Annotated in this window: 12 protein-coding genes; 10 read left to right on the top strand and 2 right to left on the bottom strand. The window is 38.6% G+C overall.

All coding sequences use genetic code 11. The annotated features are described in order from the left end of the window. Positions 1–290: 290 nt before the first annotated feature. Together H7254_RS05975 and H7254_RS05970 are read left to right on the top strand one after the other, a co-directional pair. On the top strand, positions 291–665 hold the full coding sequence (locus tag H7254_RS05975; protein WP_301932103.1) for a hypothetical protein: 375 nt from the start codon (positions 291–293) through the stop codon (positions 663–665). A 101-nt stretch (positions 666–766) separates the two neighbouring features. After that, the gene (locus H7254_RS05970; protein WP_301932102.1) at positions 767–1,273 is read left to right on the top strand and encodes a DinB family protein; all 507 of its coding nucleotides are present in this window, start codon (positions 767–769) and stop codon (positions 1,271–1,273) included. A 37-nt stretch (positions 1,274–1,310) separates the two neighbouring features. Here the strand turns inward: H7254_RS05970 and H7254_RS05965 are convergent, their stop codons facing one another. Further along, entirely contained in the window at positions 1,311–2,072 is a 762-nt protein-coding gene (locus tag H7254_RS05965; protein ID WP_301932101.1) for a metallophosphoesterase, read from the bottom strand. An 89-nt stretch (positions 2,073–2,161) separates the two neighbouring features. On the opposite strand from H7254_RS05965, the gene H7254_RS05960 reads away from it, so the two are divergent. Next, complete coding sequence (locus H7254_RS05960; RefSeq protein WP_301932100.1) at positions 2,162–2,632, top strand: RNase H family protein; 471 nt, start codon at positions 2,162–2,164, stop codon at positions 2,630–2,632. A 283-nt stretch (positions 2,633–2,915) separates the two neighbouring features. Here the strand turns inward: H7254_RS05960 and H7254_RS05955 are convergent, their stop codons facing one another. Beyond that, a complete protein-coding gene (locus H7254_RS05955) occupies positions 2,916–3,899 on the bottom strand; it encodes a YihY/virulence factor BrkB family protein (protein ID WP_301932099.1) in 984 nt (327 codons plus the stop codon). A gap of 243 nt (positions 3,900–4,142) precedes the next feature. Between H7254_RS05955 and H7254_RS05950 the strand changes: the two genes are divergently transcribed. From H7254_RS05950 to H7254_RS05920, 7 genes are all read left to right on the top strand, one after another. Beyond that, entirely contained in the window at positions 4,143–6,176 is a 2,034-nt protein-coding gene (locus H7254_RS05950; protein WP_301932098.1) for a glycoside hydrolase family 65 protein, read from the top strand. A 307-nt stretch (positions 6,177–6,483) separates the two neighbouring features. Then, on the top strand, positions 6,484–7,014 hold the full coding sequence (locus H7254_RS05945; RefSeq protein ID WP_301932097.1) for a hypothetical protein: 531 nt from the start codon (positions 6,484–6,486) through the stop codon (positions 7,012–7,014). Between the two features lie 75 nt (positions 7,015–7,089). Next, on the top strand, positions 7,090–8,415 hold the full coding sequence (locus H7254_RS05940; RefSeq protein ID WP_301932096.1) for a vanadium-dependent haloperoxidase: 1,326 nt from the start codon (positions 7,090–7,092) through the stop codon (positions 8,413–8,415). A 31-nt stretch (positions 8,416–8,446) separates the two neighbouring features. Continuing rightward, a complete protein-coding gene (locus tag H7254_RS05935; RefSeq protein WP_301932095.1) occupies positions 8,447–9,565 on the top strand; it encodes a hypothetical protein in 1,119 nt (372 codons plus the stop codon). Positions 9,566–9,592: 27 nt separating this feature from the next. Continuing rightward, on the top strand, positions 9,593–10,546 hold the full coding sequence (locus H7254_RS05930; protein WP_301932094.1) for a hypothetical protein: 954 nt from the start codon (positions 9,593–9,595) through the stop codon (positions 10,544–10,546). A 1-nt stretch (position 10,547) separates the two neighbouring features. Further along, positions 10,548–12,101, top strand: coding sequence for a phosphatase PAP2 family protein (locus H7254_RS05925; protein ID WP_301932093.1), 1,554 nt, complete (start codon positions 10,548–10,550; stop codon positions 12,099–12,101). Positions 12,102–12,408: 307 nt separating this feature from the next. After that, positions 12,409–14,090 (top strand): TonB-dependent receptor (locus tag H7254_RS05920; protein ID WP_301932092.1); only part of this gene is annotated, 1,682 nt, incomplete at its 3' end.

Raw genomic sequence — 14,090 nt, 5'->3', positions numbered from 1 at the left:
TATCCGTTTAACAGCCTCCGTTTTCAATAACTAATTTTTGTCGTTTAACATCTTTAGAATTCCCCATTAATCTGGCACGACAAATGCAGATTACGTTATAATATCCTGCAATAATTTTAATGATTTATTTATCCCTATCCTGTATTAACCACACGATTATTTTTTGTTTTTATGGATGCCTATATATGCACTGGCATTGCTTTTAATTTTATTCCATTATCTGTTTTGAAAACCGGAAGGTTATATTAAATACAAACACCGGAAAATATCGTAAATAAAAAAATACTTTTATGGAACATTATTACACTGCATACACCAAATCTGTTAACAATACCCTTTATTTTTTTGTAAAAAAATATATCAGGTACAATGAAATAAAGAATGCAACTGACATTTTGGAAAGTTACGGTATGCATACAGACTTTGACAAAGCATGTACTATTGCAGGTATAGAGGATTTTGAGTTGAAACAACAGCTTTTTAAAGAAGCATTGCCTGGTAAATCTTTCCTCCAGCCAGCAATTAATCAGGTAGCACCATTACTTTCTAAAAATTTCCGGGTTGAACATATTAATAACAGAACTGCATTGGTAAGTAAATTATCTGTAATAAAAAAAATGATAACGTCAAAAATGCCACAATGGCTTTTAGTTTCCCATTCTTAAGATAATTTTTTTCTTTTTTTAAATAATTTTGCAGCGGGTATTTGGTTCACCAAATACTCGCTCATTTTTTAAATTAACATCATCAGTAATTTTTACAGGGAATGGTTAATCAAAATTTAGAAGTGTGGCAAAGAGGGCCTGTTGAAGATGTTCCCAAATTGTTGCAACCTGTTGCGCATGCATTACTACAGGCGAGAGAAGAATTGAGCATGCTGTTGAAAGATTTTCCGGATGCTTTGCTTTGGGAAAAACCCGCAGGCATTGCATCGCCGGGTTTTCATTTGCAACATTTGTCTGGTGTGCTCGACCGTGTTTTTACATACGCCCGTGCAGAAGCGTTGACTACTGATCAACTGGGGCAATTACATGCGGAAGATATTTCTCCCCAGGCAGATATCACCATCAATAACCTTTTAAATAGGTTTAACCAGCAGGTAGATAAAGCAATTGTGCAGTTAAAAAATACAGATGAAAAAACACTCACAGCGTTTAGAGGTGTGGGTCGTAAGCTTTTGCCTTCTACAGTAATTGGGCTGTTGGTGCATGGCGCCGAACACACCATGCGGCATGTAGGACAATTAATGGTAACCGTGAAAATTTTGATGTAGCAACGTGACGAACGCAAATAATTTTAATTGAAAATAGTCAGGGTATTTCAATTACCGCATCGTTTTTAAACCCTATGTTTTCTTTGTATTTAATATAGCCCAGTTGGTTGGTAATCAGTTTTGTTTTACCGATATTGAATGGTGGGGTATTAAAATGATGATGCCCGTACAACCAGTAATCAATGGGTGATTGTTCAATCAGTTCGTGTAACTCTGTTGCAAATGCTTCATTTAAAATATCTCTTTTATACTTTGCCGGATAATGTAAAAAGGTGGGCACATGATGGGTAATAACTATTGTAGATGTATTCACCGGCATGGTGAGAGCCTGAGTAATAAACTCTCTACATTGAATATGCAGGTGATTATAATCATCCGGGGTAAATAGGTGGCCTTTAAAATTAATTGCGCTAAAATCAGCCATTCTTTTTTGTATTAAGAAACCAGCCCCGGGAGAAATCTCAGACCACAATGTTGAAAAGATCAATCTGAGTTTATCCGTTTGTATGATTTGGTTATTGATTAAAAAAACATTGCTGCGGATGGCTTCTTTGATAACACCACTTCTGAAACTGATGTCCCAATGGTAGTACTCATGATTTCCGGGAACCCAATAAGTTGTTTCAAAATTATCAGCAAGCCAATCAAAAAAATCACGCTGTTCTTCTATCAATGCAAAAGGTACAATATCACCCGCCAGCACCAGCACTTCACCACTGGGTTTCAGCGGATGTTTCTTTAAAAATTTATTATTTTGTAAAAATTCCAGGTGCAGGTCAGAGCAGTATTGTATAGTCATTCTTTTTTTACTTTCTTTTAAAGATAAAAAATTTGCCGTTACGGATCACACTAACCACAGTGTATCTTCACTCATTAAACCATATCTCCATGCCTGCCGAAAGTGCAATAATTTATACCGATGGAAGTTGCCATACCCAACATTGGCTGGGTGCCTGGGTAGCCATTATTTTTATAGCTGGTGAAAAGACAATCTTATCAGGGAAAGATTTTAATACCACACATAACCGCATGGAGTTAACTGCAGTAATTAAAGCACTGCAATACACTGGCCAATGCGGTAAAACATTGCAATCAATTACTGTAGTTACCGATAGCCAATATGTTACAGGCCTGCAGGCGCGGGCACAAAAATTTACAGACCAGCATTTTGTTACAAAAAAAGGTAATGCCATTCGCAATGAAGATTTGGTAAAACAATTGTTATTGCTGATAAAAAGTATGCCGGTTGAATTGATTAAAATAAAAGCACATCAGCAAAAAACAGCCGATATAAATTATAATATTGAAGCTGATATTTTGTGTAGAAAGTTTTTACGGCAGGCAGTAAATGAATTGTAGTTTAAACTTTTACCATTGCAGCCGAGGTACTCATGGTGCTCTGTTTGTAACCACCATACATTTTTATAAAAAAATTTCAGGGTTCAGCCATTTGCTTACAATCTTCCTTTTTACAAATACTATTTTATTTTACAGTTTTCTCCATCTATTGTTCTGTTCATTTTTGATGTAAATGTTTAATCAATAAACCTGCATGGCTATTGTAAAGTATTTGCAGGTTATTCAGTAGTTAAATTGTAAAAGATGATCCTGTAAAAATCATGTAAACATCCTGGAAAGCAGGTTAGTTTTTATTATTTGTTACTTCTCCCTGGTTGGTTTCAATTATCATATTTTCCTTTGTTTGAACGGTCTGATTGCCTGTTTCAACTTCCACCATTTTAGTAGTTACCGCATATTGATTTGGATGAATAGGCGATCCGTACTTAACCGCGTATGCCTTGGTGAGTTCTGCACCAAAATAAAGAATGAGGGAAGAATAATAAATCCATAACAGCAAAATTACCAGCGAACCAGCTGCGCCATAGGTGCTTCCTACCTGGCTTTTGCTGATATAAAATGATATGCCAAATTTACCAAGCATAAATAATAAAGCCGTAGCCATTGCACCTGCCATAACATCTTTCCATTTAATATCTCCATCGGGCAATACTTTAAAAATAACACCGAATATTAAACTGGTAACGCTAAAAGTAATGAGTATATTAAAGATATAAAAAACAACGATGGCTACGCCCGGAAAATGCGCTGTTAACCTGGTGCTGAAGCCATCAATTACGGAACTTACAGAAAGTGAAACCAATAGTAAAAAACCCAGCCCGATAACTACGGAAAAAGATAGCACCCTGTTTTGCACAATTTTTAGCCAACCTCTTTTAGGCTTTGGTTTTAGGCCCCAGATGCTGTTAATTGAATCCTGAATTTCGGCAAAAATAGACGTGGCACCTACCAGCAATGTTCCTGCACCAATGATAGCAGCCATTTTACTTTTTCCGGCAAGAGAGGCATTTTTTATCATGTCCTGCAATTGTGCCGCTGTATCAGAACCAACAAAGCCTGCCAATTGGCTGTAAATCTTTCCTTCCACAGCTTCCCTGCCCAAAAATAATCCGCACAAAGAAATAATAACAATCAAAAGCGGCGCCATGGAAAATACGGTATAATAAGCCAGTGAGCCACTCAGTTTCATTACTTTATCATCGCTGAAACCGTCAAATGCACATTTAAATATTTCTATCAAACCTTTAAATGAAATTTTTTTAGGCATAGCTTTTTTTTATGATTTTAAAACAAATAGGCTGCCAGTCTTTGAACAGTTTATATAAATTGCATCGCATTTTTTGTGGGAAAAATATGCTACAGTCTGGTCCGGTATTTCGGTTAAGAAACCTATCATTAGAATAATTTAAATGAAAAGCTTAATGGCAAAAACTATATTGTCAATTTTGTGGGGTAATGTTTATTTTTAAAAAATATATTATAAATAAAGTTTTCATTACAATTGTCTGCCATGATACAAAAAAAATGTTTAGTTTTTATTCTATTCCTTTTATTGAGTGTAAGCCTTACTGCACAAGATCCCTGGACCATTACTGCCAGTAAAATTGATCCGTCAAAGTATTATGGAATTACCGTTGCCAATGGTATGATTGGAATCGTGTCTTCACCGGAACCCTTTAAAGTAAAAGAGGTAGTATTGGCCGGCGCATACGACCTGTATGGCCGTGGCCGGGTAAGTAATTTTTTAAAAAGTTTTAACTTACTCAACATGTATCTGGAAGTAGACGGCAAACGCATTGGTAGTGCTGATGCAGGGAATATGCAGCAACAATTAGAAATGCACCATGCCAGTTTTACAACTTCCTTTAATTATGGCGATAAGGCCGCTGTTAGTTATACCTATTATTCCCTGCGTCAGCTTCCGTTTACAGTATTGATGGATGTTACCATTACCGCAAAAAAAGACATCACCATTACCAGCGCCAGTGTAATGGAAGCTCCCGATGCATTAAAAGAAGTACAGAATTATTACAATGAAATTGACCGGCCACATGTAATCATCAGTCTATTGACTTCTACAGCGAAAAGCCCTACTGGTAAATTATTAATGTGTGCCAGCAACACTTTTTTATTCAACGAAAAACATGGCGAAGAACCAAGGGTAATTCACGAAATGTGGGATAACAATATGCACCTGATGAAGTTTACAAAAAAAATAAAGGCAGGCGAGAGCTATCACTTTTCCGTTGCAGGCTCTTCCATTACGTCGGCTCATCATGATGATCCATTGAATGAAGCTGAACGCATGACGATTACTGCAAGGTTAGAAGGGCGGGAAAGACTGATACAATTTCACAATAAAGCCTGGGATGAAATCTGGAAAAGCGATATCATCATTGATGGAGATCCGCAGGCACAGCAGGATGTGCATAGTATGATGTATTATCTGTATTCTTTTGTTAGAGAAGGTACTTCATTAAGTCCGTCGCCGATGGGTTTAAGCGGGCTGGGTTACAATGGCCATGTATTTTGGGATACAGAAGTCTGGATGTATCCTGCTATCCTGGTATTGCATCCAGAAATGGCTAAAAGTCTTGTTGAATATAGGTTTCAACGCCTGGGTGCTGCAAAACAAAATGCTTTTAACCATGGTTATAAAGGTGCCATGTTTCCCTGGGAAAGTGCCGAAACTGGTGTAGAAGAAACACCGGTTTGGGCATTGAGCGGACCCTTTGAACACCATATCACCGCCTGTGTGGGTATTGCTGCATGGAACTATTATTGTGTAACGCAGGATAAGGATTGGCTGAGAGAAAAAGGTTATCCCATTTTAAAAGAAACAGCCATGTTCTGGGCGAGCAGGGTAGAACGAAACGGTCCTGGAAAATTTGAAATTAAAAACGTGGTTGCTGCCGATGAGTGGGCCGAAAATATCGACAATGATGCTTTTACAAATGCGGCCGCCAAAGCAGTATTGCAACATGCTACGGAAGCCGCTAATTTATTGGGCATTAAGCCAGACGCAGACTGGATGAATGTAGCCAACAATATCCCTATTCTAAAGATGGCCAATGGAGTTACCAGGGAGCATGGCTCTTATAACGGCGAGGGCATTAAACAGGGCGATGTAAACCTGCTGGCTTACCCATTAAAAGAAATAACCGATGTAAAGCAAATTAGGAAAGACCTGGAGTATTACGAATCAAGAGTGCCCAACGAAGGAACGCCTGCCATGACACAGGCAATCTTTACACTACTCTACTCCCGTTTGGGTGACGGGGCAAAGGCTTACCGCTTCTTTCAGGATGCTTACCTGCCAAACCTAAATCCGCCTTTTAGGGTTATTGCTGAAACCAAGGGAGGTATTAACCCCTATTTTGCAACTGGTGCCGGAGGAATTTTACAAAGTGTGCTGATGGGGTTTGGCGGATTGGAAATAACTTCCAAAGGAATTATACAAATTAAAACAGCATTACCCCCTAACTGGAAAAGTCTTACATTAACGGGTATTGGAGTTGATAAAAAAACTTTTATTAACAAGTAAGCGAAGTAGATACCAAAATTTTCAGGCGTTAACTGTTTAAAATATGACTTTAAAACGGTTGTAAAAACAAGTGGGAATCCGTTAAGAGTTGCAGGTATTTGTTATCAGTATACCCTTTTTTATATTTGAGATTTTACGGAAAATTGAATGTTGAAAAAAGGTATTTATTTCATTATAAAAGAAATTTCTTCACGGTAGTTTTTTATAAACGTTTATAAAAAAATTGGCTTCCCCTGCGCCTCCAATAAGATTATTGCTTACTTTCACTCTTACAATAATGCGTAAAACTGCTGCCATACTACTTTTAATGTTATTTGTATTTAATACAATTGGATACAAATTATGGTTTAGCATTGCCATGCATCAGGCAGATAACAGACTGGAAGCCTCCCTTGATAAAAATAATTTTAATGAAGAGGATCTGTTTACTTTAAAAATTCCCATCAACCTGCCTTATCAAAATTCATGGACCAGTTTTGAAAGAATCAATGGAGAGATAACCGTAGATGGAGAAACATACATGTATGTTCAACGCAAGGTTGCCAACGATACCATGTTTTTGCAATGCATCCGCCACACTGAAAAAATTAACCTTCAGCAAAAATCAGATGATTATTTTGGTAAAGTAAACGATGTTGCAGATAATAACGGGGCTAAAAAATTACCCGGAAAAACCGCTAATTTTCTAAAATCCAGGGTATCTGATTTTACCAATGATGTCACCCCATGGAAATGTGGATCCTTTATACAAGACCCAAGGGTATATGCTCTTAAACCTTTTATCAATAGTTCATCTACTCATATTCAACAACTGATAAAACCGCCGCAATCAGTATAATTTTTTCTTTTTTCATAGAACCGCCATTCATTGAATGATGCGGTCGATTTCCTCAGTAATTAATTAATTTCAAAAATGAAAAGACTATTTGTATGTCTTTGCATGGTGGCATCATTGTATTCCTGTAAGCCAAACATGGAGTATAAAGCCTACCTGCACGACCCTCAGCTATTTTCAAATACAGTTCATGAATTGAACGATGTTGTAATGGGAAACAATTTTCCTCCCATGGTTGCTGCACGCAATTATACTTACGGTGCTATTGCTGCTTACGAAATTATCGTTGCAGGCTACCCCAATCAATACCAATCGCTCGCTGGTCAGCTACATGGCCTTAAGGAAGTTTCCAAACCTATAGCTAACACGCCAATCGATTTTCAATTGGCGGCACTATTGGCCTATATCAAAGTAGGCGAAGCGGTAACTTTTCCGGAAGGCAGTCTGCAGGAATATAAAGACAGTATTTTGAAACTGGCACGTAATAAAGGATTGCCGAAAAATATGGAAGAGGCATCACAGACTTTTGCAGATAGCGTGAGCGAAAGCATCCTTCGCTGGAGTAAAAAAGACAATTATGCTGAAACCAGAAGTGCAGAGAAATTTACCGTAAAAGATGAACCAAGCCGCTGGGTGCCCACTCCACCCATGTATGCACAGGCCGCTGAGCCGCATTGGATGGACATAAGGACCATGGCCATTGACAGCGCCACGCAGTTTTCGGTGCCGCCACCCATCCCATTTAATATTACTGATAAAAAAAGTAAATATTACCAGCAGGTGATGGCCGTAAAAAATGCAACGGACAGTTTAACAAATGAACAAAAACAGATTGCAGAATTCTGGGATGACAATCCCTTTAAACTCAATGTATCTGGGCATGTAATGTTTGCCACCAAAAAGTTTTCACCCTCCGGCCATTGGATGAGTGTAATTGGCATTGCAGCCAAAACGGCTAAAGCTGATTATGCAGCAACCGTGTATGCATATGCCAAAACTTCCATTACCTTATTTGATGCATTTATTCAATGCTGGCAGGTGAAGTACACTTATAATACGGTGAGGCCCGAAACAGTGATCAACAAATATATTGATCCAAACTGGCGGCCATACCTGCAAACACCTTCGTTTCCGGAGTATACCTGTGGCCACTCTTCCATTTCTGCTGCTGCTGCGGAAGCTTTAACAGATGTATATGGTGACCATTTTGCTTATAAAGACAGTACCGAGCTGGAATTTGGAATCCCGAACAGAAGTTTTGCATCCTTTAGAGATGCTGCATTGGAAAATAATTTTGCCCGCTTTTATGGCGGTATTCATTTCCATCCTTCCTGCCTTTTAGGCTCTGCCACCGGCAAAAAGGTTGGATTGTTTATTGCAAAAAAATTAAAAATGAAAAAATAATAACCAGATATTAACTACTAAAAAAAATATTATGAAACAGCTATTATCGATCGCATTTATAACTTTATTTATTACCACCATTCATTTTCAATCTTTAGCGCAGGGATGTGTGGCAGTTCGCACTACTGGCAACATGAGTATGTTGCATCCAACAACAAATGGAGATGAAAATGGCACCTGGCAGCTAAGTGCAGCTTCCCGCTATTTTAGGTCGTTTCGTCATTTTTCCGGAGCTGTTGAAAATAAACAGCGGCTTGTGGATGGCTCTAATGTAATCAATCACCAGGCTAGCCTCGACATAGCGCTAACTCGAATTATAAATGATCGTTGGTCTTATATGGTTGATATGCCGATTCTTTCTAACGCCCGTTCTTCTTTATACGAGCATGGTCTTGTTAATGGAATATATGTCAAAAAGGAAAGACATACTACCCATTCTTTCGGAATAGGTGATATGCGTTTTGCAGCATACAGGTGGTTGCTTGATCCTAAAAAAAGTGCCAAAGGAAATATCCAGGCAGGATTGGGCATCAAGCTGCCAACAGGCGATGATAATTTTAAAGACTATTGGTACAATGTGGGTCCTAATGGAACAAAAGAATTGCGCACTGTTGATCAGTCAATACAATTAGGGGATGGTGGAACTGGTTTTACTACCGAAGTAAATGCCTATTATAATTTCAAACATAATTTTGGCATGTATGGTAATTTCTATTATCTCCTTAATCCAAGAGAACAAAATGGAGTAAGAACTTATCGGGAAACACTGGCGCCTTCACTTGCCAATGAAGCTATCTGCAGTGTGCCGGATCAATACATGTTTAGAGCTGGTTTTAATTACTCTTTTACCCAGGTAAAAGGTTTATCCATTGCTGCGGGTGCAAAATTAGAAGGCATACCCGTACACGATATTATTGGTGGAAGTGGAGATTTTCGCAGGCCAGGTTACATATGGTCCATAGAACCAATTGCTACGTACCAGGTAAAGAAAGTTAGTTTCTTCTTATCATTACCTTTTGCAGTAGTACGTAACAGAACACAAAGTGTAACTGATATGGAGAACAGCCTAAAATTCAACAAACATGTACAAGGCGATGCCGCATTTGCAAATTATGTAGTGAATGCTGGTTTTAGCTTAAAGTTCAAATAAAATTAAAAAATAGCAAAAAAAATAAGTATGAAATACTATGTAACAATTTCGCTTCTCTATACTTTGCTAATAATAATAACTCCATTATTAAGCAATGCCCAAACAGATATGGATGCCATTATGATGGAGAAAAAACAATTGTGTATTGGCCCGATGTACAGCCACAGCAGTTGGAAAAATTATTGGGAGGGCACTTTGAAAAGAGACAATCAAAATCTGGGAACCATTAGCACAGCGGCTTTTGCCCTGATGGGTGCCTATGGCATTACCGGTAAATTAAATTTTTTATTCAATGCCCCTTTCATTAAAACAACAGCATCTGCAGGTACTCTCCATGGTATGCAGGGATTTCAAGACCTTAGCCTCTATCTAAAATGGATGCCGGTTGAAAAACAGTTAGGTCCGGGAACTTTCTCTTTATACACCATTGGGAGCGTATCATTTCCACTAACAAATTACGTGGCAGATTTTCTTCCTTTATCAATAGGATTGCACAGCAAAACAGCTTCTGTAAGATTGATGCTTGATTACCAGGTATCAAATATTTTTGCCACTGGTTCTGCTACTTATGTGTTACGAGACAACATAAAAATTGACAGAACTTCTTACTACGATACACAATTACACCTTAGCAACGAAGTATCCATGCCTAATGTTTCCAACCTTAACTTTCGTGCCGGTTACAGAAGTACCAAGCTCATTGCCGAAGCGGTAGTAAATAAGTGGACAACGCTGGGAGGCTTTGATATCACGAGAAACAACATGCCTTTTCCCAGCAATAAAATGAATGCAACTACTATTGGCGCCAATTTTAAATATGTAATAACAGCCAACCACAACTTATTGTTGGTAGGCGGTGGCAATTCAACGGTTGCAGGTAGAAATGTTGGACAGGTTACAACTTTTTACGGATCTGTTTTTTATGTGCTTGATTTTACACACAAAACGAAATCAGTTAATCAACCAGTTAAAACGAATTAAAATGAACAAGAAATTTTTTTTATACAAAATTTTTATGCTCATTGTTGTTGCTGCAACAATAGTAGCATGCAAAAAAGATATTGTGAGTCGTACAGACAATGTGGCGGCACTTGCTCCTTCAAATATTGACATAGGTGCAGGCTCGTGGAAACTGGTGCTGTTAACTGCCCCAACTGATATTGTGGTTGCAACACCCATCGCTACAAATACTCCAGATTATATTGCACAAATAAATGAAATTAAAAGTTACCAGGCCAATATTACAACAGCCACAAGAAACCTGGTATCCTATTGGGCTGCGGGTGCAGTTTTGCGCTGGAATGAAATTTTGAGAGAGCTGGTTGCCAAACATAACTTGCCTCCTTACCAAAACGCTGATGGTACCTATCCAATACCAAGCGCTGCCAACCCATTGGCCTACCCTCAGTTCCCGTTCAGCAATCCTCCATATGCAGCAAGGGCTTATGCTTATGTAAGTGCGGCGCAGTACGATGCGTTGGTAATTGCCTGGTACTATAAAAAACAATTTAACCGTGCAGCACCCTATAAAAAAGATTCTTCCATAAAAGTGCTTGTGCCGAAATCCGATCTTCCTTCTTATCCATCCGAAGATGCAGTGGTAGAAGGCACGGCTGTTGAAATGTTGAAATTACTTTTTCCGGGAGACCAGGATTATATTCAGCAAAGAGCGGAGGAACATAGAAGAGCAAGAATTATATCGGGAGCAAATGTTCGCAGTGATATAGAAGCGGGCGAAGCATTGGGCAAAGCAGTAGCGCAAAAATTTGCAGCCCGTGCACGAGCCGACAGGGCTGGTGTAGCAGTGGGCAACCCTGCTATGTGGGCAAAGCTGGTATCTGATTGCACTGCAAGAGGCGATACACCCTGGCAGAGTTTGGAATCGCCGCAACGTCCACCAATGTTGCCTGTATTTGGAAAGGTAAAAGCATTTTTATTTGATTCTTTAACGGCCGTGTCGCTTCGTTCCATTCCACCCCCGGCGGTAGGCAGCCAGCAAATGAAAGATGAAACAGAAGAAATTTATCAACTGGTAAAAAACCCTACCCGTGAAAGAACCGCCATTGTTCATTTTTGGGCAGATGGTGTAGCAACGTACACACCGCCCGGTCATTGGGACGCTATTGCAGCAGAAGATTTTATTTCAAAAAATTTCAGTGAAGTGCGTTGGGCAAGAAACATGGCCTTGTTGAACATGTCGTTGATGGACGCCTCCATTGTATGCTGGGATACCAAAAATTATTATTACAATCCCCGGCCTACACAATTGAACCCTGCCATAAAAACACTCACAGGTATACCAAATTTCCCATCTTATATTTCCGGCCATTCTACTTTTAGCGGTGCAGCAGCGGCCATACTGGGTCATATTATTCCTGAAAGGGCAGCCGCTTACGATGCGATGGCGCAGGAAGCTTCCATGTCAAGGATGTATGGGGGCCTTCATTTCCGCAGCGATTGTTCTATGGGTTTAACTGTAGGAAAAAATGTAGGTAATTATGCAATACAAAGGGCACTTACAGATGGTGCTGAATAATATATTACTTTTCAAATTTTAAATTTAGTCGTGTAGTTTTTTAGTTTAAACAAATGCATGGCAATGTAATTGTTTACAGCGCCGTTTTATCTATCCTGATTATTTTTAAACCGATGATAAAGAAATTAAAAAAGATGGTGAGTTATTAATAAGGATCGGGCTTTTAGTTTATAAAGACATACCCAGATTCGATTGTCTTTATTTCCTTTTTGCTCTCAAAAGTAGATTCAGGGCTGGTTTTGATAGAAAAAAGAAACTGAGTAAATCAAATTTTAAGCCTAATATTTAATCTTATAAAAAAGTTATTATGAAGTTTTTTACAATCATAAAATTTTCGGGATGTATAATATGCCTTTACGCAGGAGTATGCTCCGCTCAAAAGATAAAACCAACAGATATTATCCATGATACTATCAAAGGAAAAACGCTGGACAGTATTATCATTTTATCAAAACTAAGACCTGTAAATAATTTGTATCTGCCCGATATAAGGGGTACTAAAATTTATGCTGGAAAGAAAACAAATACGCTGATATTATCTGACAACACCCCCGGCATAAAATTAAATATTGCCCGAAACGTTTTGGCTAAAATACCAGGCCTTACTATTTGGGAAATGGATGGAGCTGGAACACAATTAAACATCGGATCCAGAGGAACAGATCCGCACCGGTCTATAGAGATGAATATGCGTCAGAATGGGTACAACACCAACTCTGATGTATTTGGTTACCCCGAAAATCATTACACGGTTCCCTTGCAGGCTGTGGAAGAAGTTCAACTTGTAAGAGGTTCGGCTTCGTTACAATTTGGACCACAGTTTGGCGGAATGATGAATTTTAAATTGAAAAAAGGTGACAGCACAAAGCCGTTTACCTTTGAAAGTGAACAGACTGCCGGCTCCAACAATATTTTTAATTCCTTTAATGCAGTCGGAGGTACAAAAGGAAAGCTCAACTATTACGCATTTTATGATAACCGCCATGGCGATGGATGGCGGAACAATTCAAAATTCAATTATAACGCTTATCATGTTCACCTCAGTTATCAGCTAACCAACAAAATCGGTATTACAGCAGAGTTTTCCCGGATGGGTTATGTTCAGCAAATCGCTGGAGGATTAACTGATAAACAGTTTACAGCTAATTCAAAACAATCTGCGCGGGCAAGAAATTATTTTCAACCAGTCATTAATATCCCTGCACTCATTTTCAAATATCAAATAACAAATAATACCCGTTTGGAAGTAACCTCACACATTATTTTTGGTGAGCGAAACAGTGTACAGTTCATCAATGCAGGTAACATTCCCGATACAATCAACCGCACAAGCGGAGCTTATAATCCTCGTCAGGTTGACAGAGATTATTACAATGGATTTACTACAGAAGCCCGCATACTGCACTTATTTCATATTGGAAAAATGAGCAGTGCTTTAGCTGGAGGAGTGCGGTATTTTACAGAACTTACTAAAAGAAGGCAGAAAGGTATAGGCACTACCGGTAGCAATTTCGATCTTTCTGTTTCTCAACCTTATGGCATAAACCTTGACCTTAAAACTATCAATTATGCTGTTTTTGCGGAAAATATTTTTCAGCTAACACCTAGATTTTCTGTAACGCCCGGTATAAGGTATGAAAACATCAAAACAAATCTCTTGGGTGTAATCAACAACGCAAGTACAAATATTGCTTACAGCAGCAAGAGAAGTTTTCCGCTTTTTGGTATTGGATTGCAATATCAAATCAGCACCGCTTCCCAATTTTATGGAAATATTTCACAGGCGTACAGACCTTATTTATATGCTAATGTTACTCCGGCAGACAGGATAGATAAAATTGATCCTTCATTAAAAGATAGCAGGGGCTATGATATAGACCTTGGCTACCGGGGCCATTATAAAAACCTGTTGCAATTTGATATAAATGGTTTTTATCTTTATTACGGCAACAAAATCGGGCTTATTTCGCAAAATGATGCTGCAGGCAT

It is taken from the genome of Ferruginibacter sp., from assembly GCF_014377975.1.
Lineage (GTDB): Bacteria > Bacteroidota > Bacteroidia > Chitinophagales > Chitinophagaceae > Ferruginibacter.
The sequence above is the reverse complement of the archived record's forward strand: the minus strand, read 5'-3'. Positions and strand labels throughout refer to the sequence as shown.

Bases quoted from the DNA above. Each gene is read 5' to 3' on its own strand.
- H7254_RS05975 (WP_301932103.1), top strand. From the start codon at position 291: ATGGAACATTATTACACTGCATACACCAAATCTGTTAACAATACCCTT.
- H7254_RS05945 (WP_301932097.1), top strand. From the start codon at position 6,484: ATGTTATTTGTATTTAATACAATTGGATACAAATTATGGTTTAGCATT.
- H7254_RS05930 (WP_301932094.1), top strand. From the start codon at position 9,593: ATGAAATACTATGTAACAATTTCGCTTCTCTATACTTTGCTAATAATA.
- H7254_RS05940 (WP_301932096.1), top strand. From the start codon at position 7,090: ATGAAAAGACTATTTGTATGTCTTTGCATGGTGGCATCATTGTATTCC.
- H7254_RS05925 (WP_301932093.1), top strand. From the start codon at position 10,548: ATGAACAAGAAATTTTTTTTATACAAAATTTTTATGCTCATTGTTGTT.
- H7254_RS05955 (WP_301932099.1), bottom strand. From the start codon at position 3,899: ATGCCTAAAAAAATTTCATTTAAAGGTTTGATAGAAATATTTAAATGT.
- H7254_RS05960 (WP_301932100.1), top strand. From the start codon at position 2,162: ATGCCTGCCGAAAGTGCAATAATTTATACCGATGGAAGTTGCCATACC.
- H7254_RS05950 (WP_301932098.1), top strand. From the start codon at position 4,143: ATGATACAAAAAAAATGTTTAGTTTTTATTCTATTCCTTTTATTGAGT.
- H7254_RS05935 (WP_301932095.1), top strand. From the start codon at position 8,447: ATGAAACAGCTATTATCGATCGCATTTATAACTTTATTTATTACCACC.
- H7254_RS05965 (WP_301932101.1), bottom strand. From the start codon at position 2,072: ATGACTATACAATACTGCTCTGACCTGCACCTGGAATTTTTACAAAAT.
- H7254_RS05970 (WP_301932102.1), top strand. From the start codon at position 767: ATGGTTAATCAAAATTTAGAAGTGTGGCAAAGAGGGCCTGTTGAAGAT.